18 protein-coding genes are annotated in these 24775 nt (G+C 72.9%); 9 read left to right on the top strand and 9 right to left on the bottom strand.

The features are described from left to right. Positions 1 to 6 precede the first annotated feature (6 nt). The 5 genes from TEK04_RS05790 to TEK04_RS05770 all read left to right on the top strand — a co-directional run bounded on the left by TEK04_RS05790 (position 7) and on the right by TEK04_RS05770 (position 6861). A complete protein-coding gene (locus tag TEK04_RS05790; protein ID WP_336403368.1) occupies positions 7 to 2043 on the top strand; it encodes a bifunctional aldolase/short-chain dehydrogenase in 2037 nt (678 codons plus the stop codon). Between the two features lie 7 nt (positions 2044 to 2050). Beyond that, positions 2051 to 3508: a rhamnulokinase gene (locus tag TEK04_RS05785; protein ID WP_336403367.1), complete on the top strand. Its 1458-nt coding sequence runs from the start codon at positions 2051 to 2053 to the stop codon at positions 3506 to 3508. 68 nt (positions 3509 to 3576) lie between these two features. After that, a complete protein-coding gene (locus tag TEK04_RS05780; protein WP_336403366.1) occupies positions 3577 to 4173 on the top strand; it encodes a TetR/AcrR family transcriptional regulator in 597 nt (198 codons plus the stop codon). A 7-nt stretch (positions 4174 to 4180) separates the two neighbouring features. After that, positions 4181 to 5827 carry an MDR family MFS transporter gene (locus TEK04_RS05775; protein ID WP_336403365.1) on the top strand — a complete coding sequence of 549 codons (1647 nt, stop codon included), beginning with the start codon at positions 4181 to 4183 and terminating at the stop codon, positions 5825 to 5827. Positions 5828 to 5913: 86 nt separating this feature from the next. Continuing rightward, on the top strand, positions 5914 to 6861 hold the full coding sequence (locus TEK04_RS05770) for an alpha/beta hydrolase (protein WP_336403364.1): 948 nt from the start codon (positions 5914 to 5916) through the stop codon (positions 6859 to 6861). A 183-nt stretch (positions 6862 to 7044) separates the two neighbouring features. Here the strand turns inward: TEK04_RS05770 and TEK04_RS05765 are convergent, their stop codons facing one another. The 7 genes from TEK04_RS05765 to TEK04_RS05735 form a co-directional block, all read right to left on the bottom strand. Next, positions 7045 to 8535, bottom strand: coding sequence for a glycoside hydrolase family 43 protein (locus TEK04_RS05765; RefSeq protein ID WP_336403363.1), 1491 nt, complete (start codon positions 8533 to 8535; stop codon positions 7045 to 7047). Beyond that, the gene (locus TEK04_RS05760; RefSeq protein WP_336403362.1) at positions 8532 to 11165 is read right to left on the bottom strand and encodes a glycoside hydrolase family 78 protein; all 2634 of its coding nucleotides are present in this window, start codon (positions 11163 to 11165) and stop codon (positions 8532 to 8534) included. The genes TEK04_RS05765 and TEK04_RS05760 overlap by 4 nt, the downstream gene beginning before the upstream one ends. Then, on the bottom strand, positions 11162 to 12100 hold the full coding sequence (locus tag TEK04_RS05755; protein WP_336403361.1) for an alpha/beta hydrolase fold domain-containing protein: 939 nt from the start codon (positions 12098 to 12100) through the stop codon (positions 11162 to 11164). Before TEK04_RS05755 ends, TEK04_RS05760 begins: the two co-directional genes overlap by 4 nt. Before the next feature lie 73 nt (positions 12101 to 12173). Continuing rightward, the gene (locus tag TEK04_RS05750; protein ID WP_336403360.1) at positions 12174 to 13190 is read right to left on the bottom strand and encodes an oligopeptide/dipeptide ABC transporter ATP-binding protein; all 1017 of its coding nucleotides are present in this window, start codon (positions 13188 to 13190) and stop codon (positions 12174 to 12176) included. Then, on the bottom strand, positions 13187 to 15232 hold the full coding sequence (locus TEK04_RS05745) for a dipeptide/oligopeptide/nickel ABC transporter permease/ATP-binding protein (protein WP_336403359.1): 2046 nt from the start codon (positions 15230 to 15232) through the stop codon (positions 13187 to 13189). The genes TEK04_RS05750 and TEK04_RS05745 overlap by 4 nt, the downstream gene beginning before the upstream one ends. Continuing rightward, a complete protein-coding gene (locus tag TEK04_RS05740) occupies positions 15229 to 16170 on the bottom strand; it encodes an ABC transporter permease (protein WP_336403358.1) in 942 nt (313 codons plus the stop codon). The genes TEK04_RS05745 and TEK04_RS05740 overlap by 4 nt, the downstream gene beginning before the upstream one ends. Before the next feature lie 112 nt (positions 16171 to 16282). Continuing rightward, a complete protein-coding gene (locus TEK04_RS05735) occupies positions 16283 to 17833 on the bottom strand; it encodes an ABC transporter substrate-binding protein (RefSeq protein WP_336403357.1) in 1551 nt (516 codons plus the stop codon). Positions 17834 to 18016: 183 nt separating this feature from the next. Here TEK04_RS05735 and TEK04_RS05730 point away from each other — a divergent pair, with 183 nt between their 5' ends. The 4 genes from TEK04_RS05730 (at position 18017) to TEK04_RS05715 (ending at position 21939) form a co-directional block, all read left to right on the top strand. After that, positions 18017 to 18913: an IclR family transcriptional regulator gene (locus tag TEK04_RS05730; protein ID WP_336403356.1), complete on the top strand. Its 897-nt coding sequence runs from the start codon at positions 18017 to 18019 to the stop codon at positions 18911 to 18913. A 164-nt stretch (positions 18914 to 19077) separates the two neighbouring features. Further along, a complete protein-coding gene (locus TEK04_RS05725; protein ID WP_336403355.1) occupies positions 19078 to 19647 on the top strand; it encodes a quercetin 2,3-dioxygenase in 570 nt (189 codons plus the stop codon). 124 nt (positions 19648 to 19771) lie between these two features. Then, on the top strand, positions 19772 to 20659 hold the full coding sequence (locus tag TEK04_RS05720) for an alpha/beta hydrolase fold domain-containing protein (RefSeq protein WP_336403354.1): 888 nt from the start codon (positions 19772 to 19774) through the stop codon (positions 20657 to 20659). Positions 20660 to 20754: 95 nt separating this feature from the next. Beyond that, positions 20755 to 21939 carry a glycoside hydrolase family 1 protein gene (locus TEK04_RS05715; RefSeq protein ID WP_336403353.1) on the top strand — a complete coding sequence of 395 codons (1185 nt, stop codon included), beginning with the start codon at positions 20755 to 20757 and terminating at the stop codon, positions 21937 to 21939. Positions 21940 to 22473: 534 nt separating this feature from the next. On the opposite strand, the gene TEK04_RS05710 is transcribed toward TEK04_RS05715, so the two are convergent. Both TEK04_RS05710 and TEK04_RS05705 read right to left on the bottom strand, forming a co-directional pair. Next, entirely contained in the window at positions 22474 to 23106 is a 633-nt protein-coding gene (locus TEK04_RS05710) for a TetR family transcriptional regulator (RefSeq protein WP_336403352.1), read from the bottom strand. A 73-nt stretch (positions 23107 to 23179) separates the two neighbouring features. Further along, positions 23180 to 24490: an aspartate aminotransferase family protein gene (locus TEK04_RS05705; protein ID WP_336403351.1), complete on the bottom strand. Its 1311-nt coding sequence runs from the start codon at positions 24488 to 24490 to the stop codon at positions 23180 to 23182. Positions 24491 to 24775 lie beyond the last annotated feature (285 nt).

The following is a 24775-nucleotide window of genomic DNA, read 5'->3' as shown; positions in this document are numbered from 1 at the left end:
GACGACATGACCAACCCCGTGGTGACCGAGCTGCTCCAGCGTTCGAACGAGCTGGGCGCCGACCCGCGCAACACCAACTACGCCGGCGGCAACACCTCCGCCGCCGGCACCGACACCGACCCGGTGACCGGCCAGCCGGTCCAGCTGCTGTGGGTGAAGGGCTCCGGCGGCGACCTGGGCACCCTCACCGAGCCCGGCCTGGCCGTGCTGCGGCTGGACCGGCTGCGCGCCCTGGTCGACGTCTACCCCGGCGTCGACCGCGAGGACGAGATGGTCGCCGCGTTCGACTACTGCCTGCACGGCCGCGGCGGCGCCGCGCCGTCGATCGACACCGCCATGCACGGCCTCGTGCGGGCCGCCCACGTCGACCACCTGCACCCCGACTCCGGCATCGCCCTGGCCACCGCCGCGGACGGCGAGGAGCTCACCCGCCGCTGCTTCGGCGACCGCGTGGTGTGGGCGCCCTGGCGCCGCCCGGGCTTCCAGCTCGGGCTGGACATCGCCGCGGTCGCCGAGGCCAACCCGCAGGCCATCGGCGCCGTCCTCGGCGGGCACGGCATCACCGCGTGGGCCGACACCTCCGAGCAGTGCCGGGCCAACAGCCTGGAGATCATCCGCACCGCCGAGTCGTTCCTCGCCGAGCACGGCAAGGCCGACCCGTTCGGCGCGCGGCTCCCGGAGTTCGAGCCGCTGCCCGAGGCCGAGCGCCGCGAGCGTGCCGCTGCGCTCATGCCGCTGCTGCGCGGGCTGGCGTCGACGGACAAGCCGCAGGTCGGCCACCTGACCGACGCCGACGTCGTCCTGGACTTCCTCGCCTCGGCCGAGCACCCGCGGCTGGCCGCGCTGGGCACCAGCTGCCCGGACCACTTCCTGCGCACCAAGGTGCGCCCGATGGTGCTCGACCTGCCCCCGACCGCCCCGCTGGAGCAGGTGACCGCCCGGCTGCGCGAGCTGCACGAGGCCTACCGCGCCGACTACGCCGGCTACTACGAGCGCCACGCCGACGCCGACAGCCCCGCCATGCGCGGCGCCGACCCGGCGATCGTGCTGCTGCCCGGTGTGGGCATGGTCAGCTTCGGGGCGAACAAGCAGACCGCCCGGGTGGCCGGTGAGTTCTACGTCAACGCGATCAACGTGATGCGGGGTGCGGAGTCGGTCTCCACCTACGCCCCCATCGACGAGGTCGAGAAGTTCCGCATCGAGTACTGGGCGCTGGAGGAGGCCAAGCTCGCCCGGATGCCGAAGCCCAAGCCGCTGGCCTCCCGGGTCGCGCTGGTCACCGGCGCCGCCTCGGGCATCGGCAAGGCCATCGCCGAGCGGCTGGCCGTCGAGGGCGCCTGCGTCGTCGTCGCCGACCTGGACCTCGCGAAGGCCCAGGCGGCAGCCGCCGGCATCGGTTCGACCGACGTGGCCGTGGGCGTGGCTGCCGACGTGTCCGACGCCGCCGCGGTCGCCGCCGCCTTCCGCGACGCCGTGCTGGCCTTCGGCGGGGTGGACCTGGTGGTCAACAACGCCGGCCTGTCGGTCTCCAAGCCGCTGCTGGAGACCACCGAGCGCGACTGGGACCTGCAGCACGACGTCATGGCCAAGGGCAGCTTCCTGGTCTCGCGCGAGGCGGCCCGGGTGATGGTCGAGCAGGGCCTGGGCGGCGACGTCGTCTACATCTCCTCGAAGAACTCGGTGTTCGCCGGCCCGAACAACATCGCCTACTCCGCGGTGAAGGCCGACCAGGCGCACCAGGTGCGGCTGCTGGCCGCCGAGCTGGGCGAGCACGGCATCCGGGTCAACGGCATCAACCCCGACGGCGTGGTGCGCGGTTCGGGCATCTTCGCCGGCGGCTGGGGCGCCCAGCGCGCCGCGGTCTACGGCGTGCCGGAGGAGGAGCTGGGCGCCTACTACGCCCAGCGCACCCTGCTCAAGCGCGAGGTGCTGCCCGAGCACGTGGCCGACGCCGTCTTCGCCCTCACCGGCGGGGAGCTGACCCGCACCACGGGTCTGCACGTGCCCGTCGACTCCGGCGTCGCCGCCGCCTTCCTCCGATGAGGGTGCGGTGAGGTTCGCCGCCGTCGACCTCGGCGCCTCGAGCGGGCGGGTGATGGTCGCCGACGTCGGCCCCGGTCGGCTGGAGCTCACCGAGGTGCACCGGTTCGCCAACCGGCCGGTGGCGGCGGGCGGGCGCCTGCACTGGGACGTCCTGTCGCTGTACGCCGGCGTGCTCGACGGCCTGCGGGCCGCCGGGCGCACCGGCCCGCTGGACGGCGTCGGCATCGACAGCTGGGCGGTCGACGTCGGCCTGCTCGACGCCGACGGTGCGCTGCTGGGCAACCCGCTGCACTACCGGGACGCCGGCCACGAGGCGGGTGTGCCGCAGGTGCACGCGGTGGCCGATGCCGCCGAGCTGTACCGGGTCAACGGGCTGCAGCACCTCCCCTTCAACACCGTCTTCCAGCTCGCCGCCCGGCGCGGGTCGGCCCAGCTGGACGCGGCCCGCACAGCGCTGCTGGTACCCGACCTGGTCGCGTACTGGCTCACCGGTGCCGTCGCGGCGGAGCTCACGAACGCCTCCACCACCGGCCTGCTCGACACCCGCACCCGGGAGTGGTCGTGGCCGCTGGTCGACGCCCTCGACCTCCCCCGGCACCTCTTCCCGCCGCTGGTGGCCCCCGGTGATCCGCTCGGCGTGCTCTCCCCCGACGTCCTCGAGCAGACCGGGCTCACCGGCCCGGTGCCGGTCACCGCCGTGGGCTCGCACGACACCGCCTCCGCCGTCGTCGGCGTCCCGGCGGCCACCGACCGGTTCGCCTACATCTCGTGCGGCACCTGGTCGCTGGTCGGCGTCGAGCTCGCAACGCCCGTGCTGACCGAGGCGAGCCGCTCGGCCGGGTTCACGAACGAGTTGGGCGTCGACGGCACCGTGCGGTACCTGCGCAACGTGATGGGTCTGTGGCTGCTGTCGGAGTCGCTCCGCACCTGGTCGGCAGCGGGACCGCCGGCCGACCTCGCCGAACTGCTGGCCGCCGCGGCCCGGGTGCCGGCCTTCGCCGCCGTCGTCGACTGCGACGACCCCCGCTTCCTGCCGCCGGGCGACATGCCGGCGCGCATCGCCCAGCTGTGCCGCGAGACCGGGCAGACCCCGCCGGAGGGCCGCGCCGAGACGGTGCGCTGCATCCTCGACAGCCTCGCGCTGGCCTACCGCCGCGCCGTGCGGACAGCGGCGCGCGTCTCGGGCGCCGAGGTCGAGGTGGTGCACGTGGTCGGCGGGGGCGGCCGCAACACTCTGCTCATGCAGCTCACCGCCGACGCGTGCGGGCTGCCGGTGCTGGCCGGCCCGGTGGAGGCCGCGGCGCTGGGGAACGTGCTGGTGCAGGCGCGCGCCGCGGGAACGGTGACCGGCGGCCTGCCTGAGCTGCGCGCGCTGCTGCGCGCGACCCAGGACGTCGTCCGCTACGAGCCCGGCGGTGACCCCGGTGCGTGGGCGGCGGCCGAGCGGCGGACGACCGGGGGGTGACCGACTCGCGGAAGGTGCAGTCTTCGCATTTTTGCGGAGTCTGCACGTTCTCGGGTTATCCTGCCGAGGTGAGCACCGGTCTGCGCGAGCGCAAGAAGGCGGCCACCAGAGCCGCCCTGCACCGCGCCGCCCTCGAGCTCGTGGCGGTGCGTGGCCTGGACGGAGTGGTCGTCGACGACATCGCCGAGGTCGTCGGGGTCTCCCCACGAACATTCTTCAACTACTTCTCGACCAAGGACGAGGCCGTCCTCGGCTTCGACGCCGACGAGCTGGGCGAGCTCGCTGCACAGGTGGCGGCCCGCCCGGCCGAGGAGTCGCCGGTGCAGGCTGTGCGGGCAGTGGCCCGCACGCAGGCCGAGGGCATGGCCGGCGACGTCGACCTGTGGCGGCTGCGGATGCGGGTCGTCGACACCCATCCCGTACTTCTGGCCCGGCTGATGGCTGCGTTCGGCCACTCGGAGCAGGCGATGGCCGCGGTCGTCGCAGGACGCACCGGCGGCGATCCGCACGATCTCTACCCCCAGCTGCTGGCCGGGGCCGCTGCTGCCGCGCTGCGCAGCGCGCTGCACCACTGGCTGACCACCGACTTCGCCGCCGAGTTGCCCGCCCTCGTCGACGAGGCCTGGACGTCCCTGGCCGCAGGCCTCCCCGTTCCGTCGGCCTAGGAGAACCGTGACCACTGCAGCACCCCCGCTTGTCCTCACCCGGCGACGGATCAACATCATCTTCGGCGCCCTGGTGGCCGGCATGCTCATGGCCGCCCTGGACCAGACGATCGTGTCCACGTCGATGCCGACCATCGTCGGCGACCTCGGCGGCGTCTCGCACATGGCCTGGGTGACCACCGCCTACCTGCTGGCCACCACCCTGGTCATGCCCGTCTACGGCAAGCTCGGCGACCTCTTCGGCCGCCGGACCCTGTTCCTGGTGGCCATCGGGCTGTTCACCGTGGCCAGCGTCGGTGCCGCGCTGGCGCCGGCCTTCGGCTGGTTCGTCCTGTGGCGGGGGGTGCAGGGGCTGGGCGGCGGCGGGCTGATGATCCTGTCCCAGGCGATCATCGCCGACATCGTCCCGGCCCGGGAGCGGGCCCGGTACATGGCCCCGATCGGTGCACTGTTCGGGCTCGCCGCCGTTGCCGGGCCGCTGGTCGGCGGGTTCTTCACCGATTCCTCGCTGGGCTGGCGATGGTGCTTCTGGATCAACGTGCCGGTCGGGCTGGCCGCCTTCGCCATCGGTTGGTTCGCCCTCACCCTGCCCAGGCGGCGCAGCACCACCCCGCTGGACATCGCCGGGATCCTCGCGTTGTCGGCGGTCACCACCTGCCTGGTGCTGGCCACCGACCTGGGCGGCAGCGAGGGCTGGACGGCGCCGTGGACGCTGGCGCTGGGCGCAGGTTTCGTGGTCGCCCTCGCGGTCTTCGTGCAGGTCGAGCGTCGGGCGGTGGAGCCGGTCGTCCCGCTCTGGCTGTTCGCCAACCCGACGTTCGCCGTGGCCACCGCCCTCGGCCTGGCCGTCGGGCTGGGCATGTTCTCGGCAGTCGCGTTCCTGCCGACCTACCTGCAGATGAGCTCCGGGCAGTCGGCCACGGTCTCGGGTCTGCTGCTGGTGCCGATGACCGCCGGCATCATCGTGACCATCCAGGGCACCGCCGGGTTCATCGCCCGGACCGGTCGCTACAAGGTGTTCACCGTCGCCGGCGTGGCCACCATCCTGGCCGCGGTCGTCTGGATGACCCAGCTGGCCGGGGACACCTCGCTGTGGACCATCGGCACAATGGTCTTCACCCTCGGCGCCGGTCTCGGCCTGATCATGCAGAACGTGGTGCTGGCCGCGCAGAACGCGGTGCCGGCCACCCAGCTCGGCGTGGCCACGTCGACGAACAACTACTTCCGCGAGGTCGGCGCCACCCTGGGCGTCGCGGTGTTCGGCACGTTGTTCACCACCCGGTTGGCCGAGCGGCTGGGCACGGCGCTGTCGGCCAACGCCGAGCAGGCCTCGACCGCCGGGATCCTGTCGCCGGACTCCCTCACCCCGGGCGCCGTCGACGCCGCCGGCAACCCGCTGCGCAGCGCGGTGGTGGTCGCCTACGCCGACGCGTTGGCCCCGGTGTTCTGGTACCTGGTCCCGATCCTGGTGGTCGCGCTGGTGCTGGCCCTCTTCCTGCGGGAGATCCCGCTGGCCACCGAGGCCGGGCTCGTAGCCCGCGGCGAGGCGGTCACCGAGGAACCACCGCTGGACGGCGTGCCGGCCCTGGTCCACGACGACGTCCACGACGACGTCCACGACGACGTCCACGCCGGTCGGCCCAGCGGCACCTGAGCTCCCGTGCCGATGAATGGCACGGGAGTGTGCTGGCGGCACCGGGTCGGGCAAGGTCGGGGTGACCGTCGTCCCGAGGAGCTGCCTTGCCCGTCCACCCGTCCCAGTCGTCGCGCTTCCACCTGCTCGATGGGTTGACCTCCTTCGAGGAGGCGATGGCCGACCCGGCGTCGCGGGCCCGCCTGGACGAGTTCATGTCGATGGATGAGGCGCCGCCGGCGCCCGAGGTCCACGTCGGTCCGGCTGCGGCGCCCGGACCGCACGGTGATGTCCAGGTGCGCGTCTACTCCCCCGACGACGGGGCCGAGTCCCGGCCCGGGTTCGTCTGGATGCACGGCGGGGCGTTCCGGATGGGCGACCTCGACATGCCCGAGGCCGACCGCGTCGCCCGCGAGGTGTGCGCCCGGGCCGGTGCCGTCGTGGTGAGCGTCGACTACCGGCTGGCCGTCGACGGGGTGACCTACCCGGTGCCGCACGACGACGTGGTCGCCGCCGTCCGGTGGGTGCGTGACCAGGCCGCGGTCCTGGGCATCGACCCCGCCCGGATCACCGTCGGCGGTGCCAGTGCGGGTGGGAACCTGGCCGCTGGCGCAGCGCTGCGACTGCGCGACGACGACGGCTGGCAGCCCCGTGGACTGGTGCTGGCCTACACGACGACGCACGCGGTGCTTCCCCCGCTGTCGGCCGAGCTGTCCGCGCTGATGGCCGAGGTGCCTGCGATGCTGCGGTTCCCGCCCGAGGCCCGGGTGTCGATCACCCGCAACTACCTGGGTGGTCCCGAGAGCCGGGCCGACGGCTACGCGATGCCCTCGGGGGCGGTCCTGACCGGCCTGTGCCCCGTGCTCGCGCTGACCGCGGAGTACGACGACCTGCGGGCCTCCGCCGAGCACTTCACCGCCGCGCTGGCGCTGGCCGGGGTCGACGTCCGGCAGGTCCTGGTGCCCGGGATGCTGCACGGGTTCCTCAACCTGCACGCCGGCATCGGGCCGGTCGACCGCGCCCTCGACCTGGTCGCCGAGGTGGTGGGCGGATGAACCCCGGGCTATCGGGCTCCCACCCCGGCCCGAGCGTGGCGCGCGTGCGCACCGGCCCCGTCAGTACCGCAGCGCGGACGGCCCCTCGCCGTGGTGACGCCGTCAGCCACATGGTCGGCCTCCACCGGCGACGACCAGTTCCCGGCTGCGGGAACCGCGTCGGTCAGCAGCGCAGCCACGCGGTCACGACCACTCCCCCGGCGTGTCCCGACCTGCGTAGCTGAAGGACCGGACGAGCACCGAGCCGGTCGAGCACCAGACGCCGATCAGCCGGCCGGTCATCCCTCCGGCCACCTCGGTGGAGACGTAGCGGCCGTCGAGCCGGCCGAGCTCGGTGAACCCGCCGTCGGCGGCCACGACCCCGGCGACCAGCTGGTCGGGGGCCAGCGCGGTCGAGGAGAAGTGCCCCTCACACGGCACCGCACGGACCTCCAGGACGACGTCGCCCGGTGGCACCGTCCGCTCGCCCAGCAGCGACCGGAACGGGCCGGCGTGGGCGACCGCCCGGACGACGTCACCGGCCACCGCGACGTCGAGGTGGTGGCGGGCGTCGATGCGCACCGACAGGCCTCCGACCCCGTCGCCGGCGGCCAGGACCACCCGCGCCCGGCAGGTCAGGTGCTCCTGCCTGCGGCCGACGAACGCCAGGTCCTCCGAGCCCGTGTCCGGATCGGCCGCGACGAGCTGCCAGCCGCCCTCGACCCGGGTGATGACGTCGGCGGGGAAGCGCCGCGGCGAGACCCAGGCAGGTGGCAGGTCGCCGCCGGCGAGCTCTTCGACCTCCCGCCCGTCCTCGGGCGGCGTCAGCCAGTCCCCCAGCCGCGGCCAGCCTTCGTCGTCCCAGTGCACCTCGGCGGCGAAGGTCTCCCGGCCGAGCACGTGGAACTCCGGGCTGGTGCCGCGCGGGCGGACGCCGTGGAAGACGATCGCCCAGCTGCCGTCAGGGCGCTGCACCAGGTCCGCATGGCCGGTGTTCTGCACCGGGGAGTCGGTGCCGCGGGCGGTGAGCAGCGGATTGTGCGGGCAGGCCTCCCACGGGCCCTGCGGCGACGGGCCGCGGGCGATGGTCACCGCGTGGCCGCGCTCGGTGCCGCCCTCGGCGATGAGCAGGTACCAGTGGTCGCCGACCCGGTACAGGTGCGGGCCTTCGGGGAACTTGCCGCCGGTGCCCTGCCACAGGTGTCGCCGCTCGGTGAGCGCCGCACCGGTCACCGGGTCGACCGCCTGCTGCACCACCCCGGCCGGGCCGTCCGCGTCGAAGCCGGCGTAGGTGACCAGCAGCGTGCCCTCGTCGTCCCAGGCGAGGTCGGGGTCGATGCCGCGGACCTCGGTCATCCGCACCGGCGCCGACCACTCACCCAGCGGGTCCTCGGCGGTGACGAGGGTCTGCCAGCCGCCGTCGGCGAGGTTGGTGGTGATCATCCAGAAGCGGCCGGCGGAGTGGCGGATCGTGCAGGCGGTGATGCCCCCTGACCCGGGTGCGGCCGAGACGTCCAGCTGGTCCGGACGGGCCAGCACGTGGCCGACCTGCTCCCACGAGACCAGGTCGGTGGAGCGGTACAACGGCACGCCGGGGGCGTACTCGAAGCTGGAGTGCACCATCCAGTAGGTGTCCCCGACCCGGCAGATGCTCGGGTCGGGGTGGAACCCGGGGACGACGGGTCGGGCGGTCATGCGTGGGCCTCCGGGTCGAAGAAGAGGGCGGGCTTCTCGACCCGCGCCGGGACGGTGATCGTGCGGGTGAACGAGTGCCGGCCTGACCCGACCTCGAACACCCCGTCGTCGCCGGGCAGGGCGATCTCCGCCGTCGTGCCCGGCGGCACGGTGAGCTCCACGACGAAGGCCTCGCCGTCCACCGTCCAGGAGACCGCCGCCGTCCCGTAGGGCGTCTCGTGCGTGGCGGCCGCCGACGTGATCCCCGGCCCCGGCCGTGGTGCGATCCGCAGGCGCCGGTAGCCGGGCTCGGCCGGGGCCAGGCCGGCCACCGTGCGGTGCAGCCAGTCGGCGACGGCGCCGAGTGCGTAGTGGTTGAACGACGTCATCTCCCCGGGGTTGATCGTCCCGTCGGGGAGCATCGAGTCCCAGCGCTCCCAGATCGTCGTCGCCCCCATCGTCACCGGGTAGAGCCACGAGGGGTTCTCCCGCTGCAGCAGCAGCTCGTAGGCCGTGGCCAGTTCACCGGCGTTGCTCAGCGCGTCGGTGACCAGGGGGGTACCGAGGAAGCCGGTCGCGATGTGGAACCCGTCCTGGAGCACCTGCTCGGCCAGCAGCCGGCCGGCGTGCGGCCGCTGCTCCGGCGCCAGCAGGTCGAACTCGAGCGCCAGGGCGTAGGCCGTCTGCGACGGGTACGTGACCCGGCCGGTCGGCGTCACGTACTCGGCGCGGAACCGCTCGGCCGCCCGCTCGGCGAGCTCGACGAACCGGGCGCCGTCCCGGCCCAGCACCTCCGCGGCCTGCGCGACGGTGCGGGCCGAGCGAGCCAGGTAGGCGGTGGCCACGCACTGCCAGGGGGTGCGGGCGGCACCTGGCTGGTCCGGCGGAGCCGAGGTGTCCAGCCAGTCACCGAAGGAGAAGCCGCCGTCGGGGAAGTCCAGCCCCTCCCCGGCCCGGGCGGCGAACGCGTCGATCCAGGCGACCATGCTGTCCCACTGGTCGTCCAGCAGCCCGGCGTCGCCGGAACGCTGGTACTGCACCCAGGGCACGACGACGGCCGCGTCGCCCCAGCCGACGTCGGCCTGCATCGGGATGGGGATGAAGGGCAGGAAGGGGACGTAGGGCGGCACGATCCCGCCGTGGTCGCGCAGCTGCTCGGCGGACAGGTCGGCCAGCCAGGACCGCAGCATCCCGGCGGTGTCGTAGAGGAAGGCCGCGGTCGGGGCGAACACCTGGACGTCGCCGGTCCAGCCCAGCCGTTCGTCGCGCTGCGGGCAGTCGGTGGGCAGGTCGAGGAAGTTGCTGCGCATGCCCCAGACGACGTTCTCGTGCAGCCGGGTGACGGTGGCGTCGGAGCAGGTGAAGGTGCCGGTGCGGCGCAGGTCGGTGTGCACGACGACCGCCGTCAGGTCCTCCGCGCGCAGCTCACCGGGCCAGCCGCTCACCTCGGCGTAGCGGAACCCGTGGAAGGTGAACCTGGGCTCCCAGGTGCGGGGCCCGCGGCCGTCGAGCACCACGACGTCGGTGGCCCGGGCCTTCTTCAGCGGCCGGGTGCCCAGCTCACCGTGCTCGAGCACCTCGGCGTGCCGGACGGTGATCTCGGTGCCGGCCGGGGCGTCGGGCAGGGAGAAGCGGATGCGGCCGACGAGGTTCTGCCCGAAGTCGACGAGCAGCCGGCTCGACGGCGAACGGGTGATCGCCTCCACCGGCACGGTCTGCGTCCGGCGCACCGGCGGGCCGGTCGGCGCGACCAGGGTGCCCCGGTCGAGGGGACCCACCTCGACCGGCGTCCAGCCGGCGTCGTCGAAACCGGGGGCGGACCAGCCGGGCAGCTCCCGCCGCAGGTCGACGGTCTCCCCGGAGTAGATGCCCGCGGTCACCGTGGGGCCGCTGGTGGTCGAGCGCCAGGACCCGTCGCTGGCGACCAGGGTGCGCCCGCCGTCGGGGTGGTCGACCTCCAGCTGCAGCAGCACACCGGTCCGGTCGCCGTACCAGCTGCGCCCGCCGGTGAAGCCGACGTACCCGGCGAACCAGCCCTCGGCGAGCTGGGCACCGAGCACGTTGCGCCCCTCGGTGACCTGGGCGGTGACGTCGTAGGTCTGGTAGCGCAGCCGGTGCCGGTAGCTGGTCCAGCCCGGGGCGAGCACGTGGTCCCCCACCGCGGACCCGTTCAGCTCCGCCTCGTAGACGCCGTGCGCGGTGGAGTACAGCCGGGCCCGGACGACCGGGCGGTCGAGGGTGAACTCCCGGCGCAGCAGTGCCACCGCCTCCTCGGTGGCCGGCAGCACGGGACGGACCAGCTGCGCGGTCCAGTCCTCCGGCGCCAGCAGCCCCGCCTCGACGACGACGTCCTCGCTCCAGGCCGACGGCCCCGCGGGGCCGCTCCCCCAGACCCGCACCCGGACGACCCGGCGTTCCCGGCTGGTGAGCGGGGGCGCACCCCACGGCACGAGCACCGACTCGGCGGAGTCGACCCGGCCGGAGGACCACACCGGTCCGCCCTCGGGTTCGACCTCGACCTCGTAGCCGGTCTGCCGCCAGCCGGGCAGCTCGGTGCGGGTGACCCAGGACAGCCGCGGCGCGGGCTCGCCGATGCCCAGCGGCTCGCGGTGGTGCTCGACGGTGACGGGCTGGACGGTCAGGTCGCTCATGCGTGCTGTGCTCCGGTGGGGTCGGGGAGGAGGTGGTCGGCCAGGTAGCGCACCGACCGGTCGACGATCGCGTCGACGTCGGGGTGACCGAGCCAGATGTGCCCGGCGCCGGGCACGGGTTCGAGGATCACCGGTGCCCCGACGGACTGCATGACCGCCGCGAGCTGGGTGCTCTGGTCGCAGGGCACCAGCCAGTCGGCCGTGCCGTGCTGGAGCAGGAAGGGCGGTGAGTCGGCCCGCACGTGGGCGACGGGGCTCGCATCGGCGAGCGCGTCGCCGGTCAGCCCGCGGAGGAGGTGGTCCTCCGGCGGGGTGCGGAGCTCCTCGGGCAGCAACGCCGCGATCTCCGGCGGCGGGGCCTTCCGGGGCATGGTCGACAGGTCGGCGAGGCCGTACCAGTCGACGACGACGTCGACCGAGCTGGAGGGGCCCAGCACGCCGTGCGTGCCCTCCAGGTCGGGACGGTGGCCGGTCAGCCCGAGCAGCGCCGCGATGTACCCGCCCGCCGACTCGCCCCACGCCCCGATCCGCTCGGTGCCGATGGCCAGCTCGGCGGCGTGCGCCCGCAGCCAGCGGACCGCGGCCTTGGCGTCGTGGAGCTGGGCCGGGAACGGGGCCTCCAGGGCATGCCGGTAGTCGATGGTCGCGACGGCCAGCCCGGCCGCGGTCAGCGCCTGGAACACCTGGTCGGGACGCAGCGTCTCGGGCAGCAGCCGCCGGTCGCCCATCATGAACGCACCGCCGTGCACCCAGACGACCACTGGGGCCGGCGTGGACGTCGCCGGCACCCAGAGGTCCAGCTGGAGCGGCCGGTACCCGAACGCAACGGCGTAGGTCATCGCGGAGAAGTGCCTGGTGCCGTCCGGGCGACGGGTGGGTTCGACCGGCCGGAGGAAGCGGGCGGGTCCGGCCCAGGCAGGGGTGTCCTCGCTCATCGTGCGCACTCTGGTGGGGTCGCGATCCGGTCGACCAGGGTCAGGCAGGGTGGTTCTGCGCGGGGGGCCTGGCTCACAGCGCCGGTACGCGCTCGGCGTGGTGGCATGCGGCGAGGTTGGCGTCCACGAGCCGGAGCGGTGGCCGTTGGTCGGCGCAGAGATCGGTGGACAGCGGGCAGCGTGGGACGAACGGACAACCGGTCGCCGACGGCTGCGCTGCCCCGGCGACGCCGAATCCGGCCGCCTCGCGCGCCTGCCTGCGCGCCGCCTGCTCAGCCGGCCGCGGCACCGGGGCCGCGGCGGTGAGCGCCACCGTGTAGGGGTGGCGGGGTGCGCTGCTCACCGCGTCGACCGGGCCGGTCTCCATGACCTGGCCCCGGTAGAGGACCACCGTCCGCTGGGCCAGGAACCGGACGACGCCGAGGTCGTGGGCGATGAACAGGAACGCCAGGCCACGCTGGTCGCGGAGATCGGCCAGCAGGTTGAGCACCTGCGCCTGGGTGGACAGGTCCAGCGCCGACACCGGCTCGTCGAGGACGACGACCTTGGGTTCGCACACCAGTGCGCGGGCGATGGCGACGCGTTGCCGCTGGCCACCGGAGAACTGCGACGGGTAGCGGTCGACGGCGTCGCCGGGCAGCCCGACGGACTCGAGCCCGGCGCGGGCCCTGCCCAGGGCGTCGGCGCCTCTGATGCCCATCAGCCGGAGCGGCTCGACCAGCGTCTGGCCGATCGTGCGAGAGGGGTTGAGCGAGGAATAGGGGTCCTGGAACACCACCCGCAGGTCGGCCACCACCCGACTGCGCTGCTTGAGCGACAACGAGGTGATGTCCTGCCCGTTCAGCTTCACCGTGCCGGCGGACGGGGCCTGCAACCCCAGGACCGCCTTGCCGATGGTCGACTTCCCGGAACCGGACTCGCCCACGACACCGAGCGTCTCGCCCGGGGCGATGTCGAAGCTCACGCCGTCCACGGCGGGCACGTCCTTGCGCGCTCTCCGGCCTCTGCCGTAGCGGACGACCAGGTCCTTGACCTCGAGCGCCGGGACGGTGGACGGTACGGCGGAGGCCGTCTGGGCGGTGGCGGTCATCGTGCGGCTCCGGCGTTCGGTGCGGGGTCATCGGCGGGCCGTCCTTCGGCCGGGGCGACCTCGGCGCCGACCGGCTCGGCACCCCAGCGCACGCCTTCGTCGTGGATCTCGTCGACGCGTACGCAGAGCACCGTCCCCGAGCGTTCGGCGGTGCCCACTCCGTGCGCAGGCACGGCAGGGAACGGCGTCGTGCACGCCTCCTGCACGAACTGGCACCGCGTGGCGAAACGGCATCCGGTGGGCCAGGAGCCCGGCGGCGGCACCGTGCCGGGGATGGAGGCCAGGCGCGCGGGCACCGGCTCCCCCTCGGGGACGTGCGGATTGGCCCCCAGCAGCGCCATCGTGTACGGGTGCGCCGGATCATCGAGCACCGCGGCGGTGGTACCCGACTCCACGATCTGCCCCGCGTACATGACCCGCACGTCGTCGCAGATGTCGGCGACGACGCCGAGGTCGTGGCTCACGATGATGATCGCCAACCCGGTGTCGGTGACCAGCGTCCGGAGCAGGCCGAGGATCTCCGCCTGCACCGTCACGTCGAGGGCGGTGGTCGGTTCGTCGGCGATCAACAGTTCGGGTTGACCGGTGAGCGCCAGAGCGATGCAGACGCGCTGGGCCATGCCGCCGGACAGCTGGTGCGGGTAGCTCTTCAGCACGCGCGCCCCGTCGACGATGCCGACCTGGCGCAGGAGTTCGGCGGCTATCCGGCGCGCCTCGGCCTTGCCCACTCCCCGGAACCGTCGGATCGGCTGGACCAGCTGGTAGGCGACCGAGAACATGGGGTCCAGCGCCACCATCGGCTCCTGGGAGATCAGGGCGATCCCCCTGCCGCGGACCGCGGTGAGCTCCCGCTCCTGGCACCCGACGAGGTCGCGCCCCTGCCAGTGGATGGAGCCGCCGGAGACCGACACGCCGTCGGGCAGCAGGCCGAGCAGGGCGCGGGCCGTCATCGTCTTGCCGCAGCCGGACTCGCCGACCAGACCGAGCACGCGGCCCGGCTGGAGGTCGAAGGAGGCTCCGGTGACCAGCGCTGGGCCGTCCTCGACGCCCACGTGGAGGTCGCGCACCTCGAGCAGCGACGTCGGGTCGGTGGCCGCGGCGCCCGTCGTCCCGGGGGCCGGGGTCCGGACCGGCGGCCGCTTGCGGCGGCGCACCGGCGACGCGACCGAACCCCTGCTGGCGATCGCGTCGGCGAGCTCGTTGGCGGCGACGACGGTCAACGCCAGGACGAGGCCGGTGGGCACCATCAGCCACGGAGAGGTGAACACGTACCGGGACGCGTCCTGGATCATGAAGCCCCAGCTGGGTTGGGGCTCGGACGGCCCGAAACCCAGGAACGCCAGGCCGGACACGATGAGCAGGCCGATGGCGTACAGCTGGGCGGCCTGGACGGCGATGATCGTCCCCATCGAGGGCAGCACGTGGACCAGGTTGACCCGCAACGAGCCCAGGCCGTTGACGCGGGCGGCATCGACGTACAGCCGCTGCCGCACGGACTTGGCCACGCCCAGCATGACCCGGTAGACGGAGGCGGAGATCAGCGCGCCCAGGATCGACATGACGACGAAGATGCGGACGCCGATCGCGCCGATCACGGCGAGCAGGATGATGACGCCGGGCAGCGACATCGCGACATCGGCAAGTCTGCTGGTGACGCGCTCGACGCGCGGCCCGTGCTCGGCGGCGAGCAGCGCCATGGCCAGGCCGAGGGTGAAGGCGACCAGGACGGTGAGGGCGGATGCGACCAGCGGCTCGGTGCCTGCGGTGAAGATCCGGCTGAGCAGGTCCCGGCCGAGGGGGTCCGTGCCGAGCCAGTGGTCGCCCGAGGGGAGCGCCAGGCGGTTGGCGGTGTCCTGCTGTGCCGGGTTGTAGGGCCGCCACAACGGGGCCGACAGCGACGCCACCAGCATGAACAGCAACCAGGAGGCACCGAACAGACCACCCGGGCGCCGCAGGAAGTACGGCAGCCCGCGCCGCTGGTGCACCGGAGGAGCAGGCTCGGTGACGACCGCGTCGGACTCGTCCGGGGGCAGCAGGCTCATGCGGAACGCACCTTCGGGTCGAGGATCGCGACGACGAGGTCGAGCAGGAGGTTGATGACCACGACCACGACGGTGGCCACGATCACCACACCGGTCAGCGCGGGGGAGTCGCTGGCCGCGGCGGCGATCTGCCCGGCCTGGCCGAGGCCGGGGAGCGCGAAGAGGTTCTCGATGATGACCGAGCCGCCGAACAGGGCGATGAACTGGATGCCGAGCACCGCGGCGACCGGCAGGCTGGCGTAGCGCAGCGCGTGCACGTAGCGCACCCGCCACTCCGGCGTGCCCATGGCCCGCAGCGTCCGGATGTGCTCCTGGGCCAGCGCCTCCCGCATCCCGGCACCTGCCGTGCGGGCGATGACCGCAGCGCCCCCGATACCCAGCGTCAGGACCGGCAGCAGCAAACTGCGGAACCATGCCGCGGGGTCGGTCGCGAAGGGGACGTAGCCGGTGGCCGGCAGCCACCCCAGCCGCAGGGACAGGACGTACACGAGGAGGATGCCGACCCAGAAGGCCGGCAGCGAGAGGGCGATGCCGCTGCCGGTGGTGATCAGTCGGGCGATGCGCCCGCCCCGGACCGCTGCGGTGACGCCGAGGACGACCCCCACGATCCCGGACAGGACGGTGGCGAACAGCGCCATGGAGGCCGTGACGGGGACCCGTGCGGCCAGGTCCGCTGCGATGGACCGGCCGTCGATCAGCGACGTCCCCAGATCACCGCGCACGAGGCCGCCGAGGTAGTCGCCGAACTGCTCGTACAGCGGCCGGTTCCAGCCCAGCTGCTCGTTGAGCGCGGCGACCCGCTCGGGCGTGCCGTTCACACCGAGGCGTACCGCACCTGGGCTCGTGTCCGTGGCGTGTGCCAGCAGGAAGCTGATCAGTGCTGCGGCGAGCACGGTGCCGACCGCGAGCGCCAGACGCCGTGCGACGTAGCCGACCATCACCGTTCCTCGTCGTGGTAGTGGATGTGCAGGGGCTGTGTCGTGCGTCGTCCCGCGCGGTCACCGGCGCACCGGGCTGGTGGCCGCGGCGGGCGCCGCGGCCACCAGTGGGTCAGGCCGGCTCGACCGACGAGATCAGCAGCCAGTTGTTCTGGCCGGCGAAGGACGGCTCGGCCACCTTCTCGGAGTTGTAGCCGTAGTGGGTGAAGTCCTCGTACATCCCGACGAACCAGACGTTCTCCGCGATCGCCCGGTTGAGGTCGGTCAGGGCTTGCTCCCGCTCCTCGCCGGTCGAGGCGAGGGCCTGCCCCATGGGCTGCGCGATCTCGGGCTCCTCGGCCCCCTGGAGGTTCATGAAGCCGCCGTACAGGACGCCGGCGACGAACCCCTCCGGCTGGGAACCGACGGCGAACGGACCGAAGATCACCGGGTCGGTGGTGACCGCAGCGAAGACCTGGTCCGTCGAGGACGCCGCGACGAGGTTCAGGGTGATGCCCACCTCGGCCAGTTGCTGCTGGACCACGATGACGTCCTCGTCGGGCTGGCCCAGGTAGGTGTAGTTCATCTCGAAGCCGTCGGGGTACCCGGCCTCGGCCAGCAGTTCGCGAGCGCGGTCCGGGTCGTAGCCGAACTCCTCGTCCAGCGCCGGGTCGAAGCCGGGTGCGTCCTCGGGGAACAGCTGGGACGTCGGGCGGGACCCTTCGTGCAGGTCGTCGACCAGGGACTCCCGGTCGATCGCGTACATGATCGCCATCCGCGCCTGGACGCTGCCGAAGGCCTCGTTGTACGCGCCGGTCTTGTCCGTGATGGGCATCCCCACCACGGTTCCGCCGATGCTGATGACGCTCTGCTGGTTCTCGACCTGGGTCAGGGCGTTCCCCCTCAGCTGGCCGGCGATGTCGACCTGCCCGGAGTTGACGGCGTTGGCCAGGGCCTGCTGGTCGGTGATGATCCGGTAGACGATCGTGTCGAACGCCCACCCCTCGTCGTTCCAGTAGTCCTCGTTCTTCTCGAGCGTGTACTGGCTGGCCCGCGTGGTGCCGCTCTCGCTGAGCTCGTAGGCGCCCGAGCCATCGGGCTGCGTCTGCAGCGACGCAGGGTCGGCGATGCCCTGCGGCCCCACGATCATCCCCGTGGCGTCGAACAGGTTGGCCTCGGGCGTCGCCTGGGGCTGAGCCCAGGTGATCACGACGGTCTGCGGGTCCGGCGCGGCCACGTCCACGATCTCTGCGGCCTCCCCGGCGGCCAGGAGCCCGTAGCCGAGGATGTCCGGGTCGCTGCGGCGGTCGAGGTTGGCCTTCACCAGCTCGGCGTCCAGCGGTGATCCGTCGTCGAAGGTGACGTCGTCCCGCAACGTGAGGGTGGTCTGCGTGTCGTCCTCGTTGTTCGAGAAGTCGGAGACCAGGCTCCCCTCGATGCCACCGTCCGGGCTGCTGACGAACAGCGAGTCGTACAACGGCGAGAAGAACTCCGACTGCCGCTGCGCATAGGTGAGCGGGTCGTAGCCCGTGGGGGCGGCGTCCGCGTCGAACCCGACGGTCAGCGTGTCACTGGCGCTCTGGCTGGATCCGCCCCCGCCTCCGCCACCGCCGCAGGCGGCCAGCACCACCATGCCAGCCACGGCGGTCAGGGCCGGACCGGTCCTGCTCTTGGAACGATTCATTTGATACCCCTCTGCTTGGAGCAACGGCTGGGATGAGAGCGGCCGATCCGTCGGCCCGGCCCGAGCGCTGCTCGTCCTGCGCGCAACGATGCGAACGGCCTCGATGTGCCGTAAGGCACAATGCCATCCAATGGAAAACAATCGTGCCGCCTGCCGCAATCGTGACCTTCCAGTGACCAACCCGTGAACAACGGATCTCATGAGCCGCCCCGGACGCGGGGTCGCCGCCCCCCGAGAGGGGAGCCGGTCGTCGACCGCGCCTTCGCGCTGCTGTCGGCCTTCGATGCCCGGCACCGCTCCCTGAGCCTCGGGGAGCTGAGTCGGCGCAGCGCGATCCCCACCAGCTCGACACTCCGGCTGGCCAACCGGCTGATGGCGTGGGGAGCGCTGGAGCGCGGTCCTGACGGACGCTTCACCATCGGCATCCGGCTGTGGGAAGTGGCCTCCTTCGCGCCGCGGGCGCAGGGGCTCCGGCAGGTGGCCATGCCGTTCATGGGCGACCTCGCGGAGGTGGCCGGCCAGCACGTGCTCCTGGCCGTCCGCGAGGGCACGGATGCCTTGCTGGTCGAGCGCCTGTCGGCCCGCCGCGCCATACCGGCGCTGTACGACACCGGCAGCCGGCTACCACTGCAGTCCACCGGTGTGGGTCTGGTGTTGTTGGCGTTCGCGGGTCCGGAATTCCAGGAATCGGTCCTCGCCGGGCCGATGGCGCACCCTCGGGAGGAGGTCCCGGTGTCGCCCGCGGCCATGCGCCGCACGCTTGCCGAGGTCCGACGTGACGGTCTGGCGGTGGTCCGCCGCCGCGAACCGACCCCGGCCGTCAGCATCGCCGCGCCCGTCTTGGGCGCCGATGAGCAGATCGTCGCCGCCCTGTCGGTCGTCGTACCCCGGGAAGACGCCGAGCCGCGCCTGCTCGGCCCCGCCGTTCGGACGGCGGCACGGTCCATCTCCCGCATGCTCGGCGCCGGACATCGGACCGACCATGCCGGCGCTGCACCGGGTCCAGCTGCGATGGACAGCACTACTGGTCGAGTCGGTGCACGGGTGGAGGTCGTCGTGACCGCTGGCGCAGACGAGTAGCCGTGCCCGCCTGGCCGGAGGCCTGACGCGGGCCGGCGCGCGGCCCGACGGCCGACGGCATCGGGGGCCATCGCCGTGCCATTGATTGGCAGGATACCTGTCGGTGGTGATCGTTCTCCGCAATTCTCGGAACGTCACCGACGACGTGTGCCCTGGAGGAACCCTTGAGCTTCGAGTACCTGATCGACCCTGCGAAGGGGCCGCAGTGGACGGGCCTGCTGCCCGGCCGGCCGGCGCCCTACGTGCTCCGCCGCGGCGAGGGGGAGCACGCCAACCTCTTCGGTGACCTCTTCACCGTCCTGCTCTCCGGCGACGAGACCGACGGCCAGTTCGGCATCATCACCGCCGACTCCCCCGCCGGCGACATCATCCCCACCCACTCGCACAACGAGACCCACGAGACGTTCTACGTCCTCGAGGGCAAGGTCAAGCTGTTCTACGAGGACGCCGACGGGCAGAAGAGGTCCTCGCTGCTGGACGCCGGCGACTTCGGCTACGTACCCGCCGGCTTCGCCCACTCGTACCAGGTCGTCGAGGCAGCCCGGATGATGGGCACCCTGTCCGGCGGGTTCGAACGGTTCTTCCAGCACATCGGCACCCCCACCGACCACGCCACCACCGATCAGCCCCCCTTCATCCCCGACTTCCCCCGCATGCAGGCCGCCGCACAGCAGCACAACATGCAGTTCTTCCCGCCCGACTACGACTGGTCGGACGCCCAGGGAGACCGCTGACCTGCCCACCGACGACGCACGCCGGGTGCGGCCTCTCCGGGTCGCACCCGGCCCCTGGAGGACGAGCGTGCCCGCCCCCGCGATGCCCCTTCCCCCGGCGGCCCACGAACTGCCGCTACCCCCGATGCTCCCCGGTCCCGGCGGCACCCGGCTCCTGCTCGGCGTCCCCTACGCCGCGGTCCCCGGCGTCCGGCCGTTCGAGCTCGACCTCATCCTGCCCCCGGACCGAGGTGTCACCGCACCGTCCGTCGTCTTCCTGCACGGCGGCGGCTGGCGCCTCGGCAGCCGCCGCACCGTCGGACCGATGTACCGCGGCGCCTCGCCCACACCGTTCGAGCGGGTCGCCCAGGCGGGCATCGCCGTCGCCAGTGTCGACTACCGGCTCTCCGGGGAGGCCACGTTCCCGGCCCAGCTCCACGACGCCAAGGCCGCGGTCCGGTGGCTGCGCGCCCGCGCCGGCGAGCTGGGTCTCGACCCGCTGCGGATCGCGGCCTGGGGCGAGTCCGCCGGCGGCCACCTCGCCGCGCTGCTGGGGCTCACCGCCGACGATCCCGCGCTCGAAGGTGACCTCGGGTTCACCGGACCCTCGAGCCAGGTCACCGCCGTCGTCGCCTGGTACGCCCCCAGTGACATCGCCGCCGTGGCTGCCGACACCGGCGCCGACCTCTCCGACGCCACCACGAGGGAGGCCCTCCTGCTCGGCGCGCCCGCGGCGGACGTCCCCGACCTGGCTGCCCAGGCCAGCCCGATCACGCACGTGGCCCCCGGTGCCCCGCCGGTCCTGCTGCTCCACGGTGCCGACGACGTGTTCATCCCTGCCGTGCAGAGCGCACGGTTGCACGCCGCCCTCGCGGATGCGGGAGTGGACACCGACCTCGAGGTCCTCCAGGGCGCGAACCACATGTGGCTGGGTTCACCGACTGCTGCTCAGCGGGCACTGGACCGTACGGTCGACGAGCTCAGCCGCCGGCTCGGTGTCGGTGACGGCACGGCGGAGGACCCGCTCCGCTGAGCGACGCCAAGACCCACCCGGATGACAGCGCGCGGGTGTGCGCACTGCCCGACGACGGCCACTCCGGCCCCTCCGACACGCAAGGAGATCGACTGATGACTGCTGTCACCTTCCCCGAGGGCTTCCTCTGGGGCACCGCCACCGCTGCCCACCAGGTGGAGGGCGGCAACGTCAACAATGACCACTGGGCCATGGAGCACACCGAGAACTCGCCCTTCAGCGAGTCCAGCGGAGACGCCTGCGACTCCTGGCACCGCTGGTCCGAAGACCTCGACCTGGTGGCTGGTTCCGGTCTGGACACCTACCGGTTCAGCCTCGAGTGGAGCCGGATCGAGCCCGCGGAGGGTGAGTTCTCCCGCGCCGCCCTCGACCACTACCGGCGGATGATCGACGGCTGCCGCGACCGCGGACTCACCCCGATCGTCACCCTGGTGCACTTCACGATGCCGCGTTGGTTGATGGACGACGGCGGTTGGACGGGGGCCCGGACCGCGGACCGCCTCGCGCGGTTCACCGAGTACGTCGCGCCGGCGCTGGCCGACGCCGGGTACGTGGCCACCTTGAACGAGCCCAACCTGATGGCTGTCCAGCCGGTGATCGGCGCGATGGCACGCCGCGGGGAGGAGGTCACGGGCCTGCCTGCACCTGACCCGGCCGTCTCGGAGGCACTCCTGGGCCTGCACGCGCGCAGCATGGACGTCCTCCGTGGCGCTGGGTCACCGCCGGCCGGCATGACGCTGGTGGGGATCGAGTACATCGACGAAGGCGGCGGACTCGACCACATGGACGCCGCGCGCGCCGCGATGGTGGACCGGTTCCTGGAGTCCGCTCGCGGTGACGACTTCTTGGGTCTGCAGATCTACACGGCGCAGCGGTTCGGTCCGCAGGGATTGATCGCCCCGCCGTCGGACCGGCAGACCCTGGCCCACGGCATGGAGCGTCGACCGGAGGCACTGGGTGCAGCAGTGGCCTACGTCGCCTCGGTACTGCCAGGCACTCCCCTCCTGGTGACCGAGAACGGCATCGCCACCGCCGACGACGCCGACCGGATCAGGTTCACCGACGAGGCGCTGCGCGGCTTGGCCGCAGCCATCGCCGACGGCGCCGACGTCCGGGGCTACGTGCACTGGAGTCTGCTGGACAATTTCGAGTGGATGCTCGGGTACCGCCCCACCTTCGGTCTGGTGGCCGTCGACCGGGAGACCTTCACCCGGACCGCGAAGCCCAGCCTTGCCTGGTTGGGCGACGTGGCCCGCCGCAACGGCCTCAGCGGTCGCTGAGCAGGTGTTCCACGGTGGCTGAACCGGCCGTCGGCGGGTACCTGCAGCTCCCCGTGTCGGAGGGCCGACCTCGGCACGGGATGCCGGGGGACCTGTTGCAGACGATGGTCGACGCATCGCTGTCTGCTGACGCCGACGCGGTGGTCGGTGCCGAAAGGGGTCGCCCGTCCCCAGCCGTCCCGCTCGGCGCGACGGCTACCGCCACCAGGATCTGGCCACCCGGGTGGGTGCCCACGCCGTCGAGTGCCCGCGTGGTGCGCCGGCCGCTGCTTCCCAGGTAGCTGCTCGGCGGCCGCGGTCGGGAGCGGCGATGATCACCGTGGTCGCCGACTGCAACTCGGCCGGGGTCTCCCGCCCACCCTCGCCGGATGGGGTGCTGGTCAAGACCCTGGGCATCGACTCCCTGTCGGGGTCCCGGGGCAGCCGGCGGCAGCCAGGTCACCGGCGGTCGGTGCAGCGCCGCCAGCCCGCGGCTGCCGACGTGGTCGCCGGGGCCGGGTCCGCCTCGACGGTCCCACGGCGAGACCCACCGACTCATGCCGCGCGGAGCAGACCCCGGACCAGCGCAGCGACCCCGGCCAGCAGGTCCTGCGACAGGTTGGGTTCCTGGGCCACCTGCCTCAGTGCAGCTCTCGTGGCACCGACCAGGAGCTCGGCCAGGACACCGGGGTCGACCTCGGACGCCATCGTGCCAGCGGCGCGCGCCTCGGTGATGTCGTCGGTCAGCAGCCGGACCACCGCCCTGGAGGCATGCCCGCGCACGGGTGCCAGGGCGGGTTCCATGGTGGGGTCGCTGTTGGAGTAGAAGCGCCCGATCAGCGGCCGGGCGCCGATGTCCAGCAGAGGTCGGGTCAGGGCGAGAACCTGACCCACCAAGCCGGATGCCTCGCGGTGCTCGATCGTCGCCCGATCGAGCACCTCCTCGTTGATCTCCTCGTACAGAGTGCGGAACAAGTCGTCCCGACCCGCCGGGAAGTAGGAGTAGAGCGTCACCTTGGAGGCGCCCGCCCGGGCCGCGATCGCCTCGACGGTGGCCCCGCCGAACCCCTTCTCGTCGAACACCTCGAGCGCGGCATCGAGGAGGACGCGTCTGGTCCGGCGCCGGTTCTGCTCCCGCAGAGGAACCCGGCCGGGCATCTCCGCGACGGCGTGCCCCTGCAACTCCACCTGGCCACCTCTTCTCCCGGTCGACCCGACCACGCACCACCCTACGGACCGACCTCCATGGGTGGCGGGGCGTTCACCGGGCCACGGCCTCCGGCTCCGTCACCGCGTCGAGACTCGCCCCGAGCCGGTCGAGCAGCACGTGCAGGTGCTCCTGCTCGAACACCATCGGAGGCCGGATCTTGAGCACGTTGTCCTTCGGCCCGATGCGGCTGATCAAGACCCCGTTCCGGTACATCTCCTCGACGACACGCTTGGCCCGGTCGGCACTGGCCTTGCCGTCGTCGTCGACGAGTTCGAGCCCGAAGAACAACCCGGTCCCCCGGACGGCGCGCACACCGGGCCGCTCGGCTGCCAGCTCTTCCAGGGCCGTCCGGGCGTGCTCACCGAGCCGGGCAGCGCCGGCCTGCAGCTCCCGCCCCAGCGTCTCGCGGAGCACGGCCGCGCCGGCGGCGGCGGACACAGGATTCCCGGCGAAGGTGTTGAAGTACATGTTGGTGCTGCCGAACTCCTCCAGCAGCGCGGCCGTGGTCACCACGCCTCCGAGCGGGTGGCCGTTGCCCAGCGGCTTGCCCATGGTCACCAGGTCGGGCTGGATGTCGTGCAGCTCGTGCCCCCAGAACGCCGAGCCGGAACGCCCCAGCCCCGACTGCACCTCGTCGGCGATGACCAGCCCACCGGCGCCGTGCACGAGGGCGGCCAGCCCCTGCACGTACCCGGCCGGCGGGTGCAGCAGGCCCTCTGTGGTGAACAGCGGGTCGAACAGCAGCGCGGAGACGCCGTGACCTGCGGCCTGCAACGAGGCGATGGCGTCGGCGGCCTCCCGCAGGGCCTCGGCCAGCACCACGTCCTGGCTGCGCGGGTCGGAGAGGACGTCGGGGATCCGCAGCGGTCGCACATGCGCGCCCAACGGCTCGCGCACCACCAGTCCGGTGGACATCTCCGCCAGCGATGTGGTGTTCCCGTGGTAGTTGAAGTCCGTGACCAGCAGCCCCCTGGCGCCGGTGTGCTGGCGGGCGATGCGCAGCGCGAGCTCGTTGGCCTCGGAGCCGCTGTTGGTGAAGAACACCCGCTCCAGGTGCGGGGCGAACGTTGCCAGGAGCATCTCGCCGTACTCGACCACCCCCTCGTGCAGGTACCGGGTGTGCACGTTGAGCTTCGCCGCCTGCTCGGCGATGGCCCGCACGACCACCGGGTTGCAGTGACCCACGTGCGGCACGTTGTTGTAGGCGTCGAGGTAGTCGACCCCGTTCGCGCTCGTCAACCAGACCCCTTGCCCGGAGACGACGTGCAGCGGCTGGTCGTAGAACAGCGGCGAGTGCGGGCCGATGACGGCCGAGCGTCGCGCCCGGAGCGCGTCGGCGGCAGCGTGCTGGTCGGTCGACATGGCGTCTTCTCCTCGGTCAGGGACGCCGGGGCCCGTAGCGGTGCACACCGGAGTCTGAACGCAGCGTACAGAATTCGCGCGCGGCGGGCGGACCCGATGCGTCACCGGCTGGCCACGTGGCGCTGGACGCCGGCTGAACGGGCCGCCGCTGCGGCAACGGCGCTGGCCTCGTCACCCGCCCGATGGGTCCTCGGCGCTCCGGTGGTGCTCACGGTGGGAGGAGCGGGTCCGCTCGGCGATCAGCAGGTGCTCTCGCCTGCTGGGTCCGGTCCAGCCGGGCGACGT

It is taken from the genome of Klenkia sesuvii, assembly GCF_037083825.1.
In the GTDB taxonomy this organism is placed as follows: domain Bacteria; phylum Actinomycetota; class Actinomycetes; order Mycobacteriales; family Geodermatophilaceae; genus Klenkia; species Klenkia sesuvii.
Note: the sequence above shows the minus strand (reverse complement) of the source record. Positions and strands in the feature narration are given on the sequence as shown.

Excerpts from the sequence above, each read along its gene's own strand:
- TEK04_RS05745 (WP_336403359.1), bottom strand. The coding sequence starts at position 15,232 with ATGAGCCTGCTGCCCCCGGACGAGTCCGACGCGGTCGTCACCGAGCCT.
- TEK04_RS05720 (WP_336403354.1), top strand. The coding sequence starts at position 19,772 with ATGCTCCCCGGTCCCGGCGGCACCCGGCTCCTGCTCGGCGTCCCCTAC.
- TEK04_RS05760 (WP_336403362.1), bottom strand. The coding sequence starts at position 11,165 with ATGAGCGACCTGACCGTCCAGCCCGTCACCGTCGAGCACCACCGCGAG.
- TEK04_RS05715 (WP_336403353.1), top strand. The coding sequence starts at position 20,755 with ATGACTGCTGTCACCTTCCCCGAGGGCTTCCTCTGGGGCACCGCCACC.
- TEK04_RS05765 (WP_336403363.1), bottom strand. The coding sequence starts at position 8,535 with ATGACCGCCCGACCCGTCGTCCCCGGGTTCCACCCCGACCCGAGCATC.
- TEK04_RS05790 (WP_336403368.1), top strand. The coding sequence starts at position 7 with ATGACCAACCCCGTGGTGACCGAGCTGCTCCAGCGTTCGAACGAGCTG.
- TEK04_RS05740 (WP_336403358.1), bottom strand. The coding sequence starts at position 16,170 with ATGGTCGGCTACGTCGCACGGCGTCTGGCGCTCGCGGTCGGCACCGTG.
- TEK04_RS05735 (WP_336403357.1), bottom strand. The coding sequence starts at position 17,833 with ATGAATCGTTCCAAGAGCAGGACCGGTCCGGCCCTGACCGCCGTGGCT.
- TEK04_RS05755 (WP_336403361.1), bottom strand. The coding sequence starts at position 12,100 with ATGAGCGAGGACACCCCTGCCTGGGCCGGACCCGCCCGCTTCCTCCGG.
- TEK04_RS05750 (WP_336403360.1), bottom strand. The coding sequence starts at position 13,190 with ATGACCGCCACCGCCCAGACGGCCTCCGCCGTACCGTCCACCGTCCCG.
- TEK04_RS05705 (WP_336403351.1), bottom strand. The coding sequence starts at position 24,490 with ATGTCGACCGACCAGCACGCTGCCGCCGACGCGCTCCGGGCGCGACGC.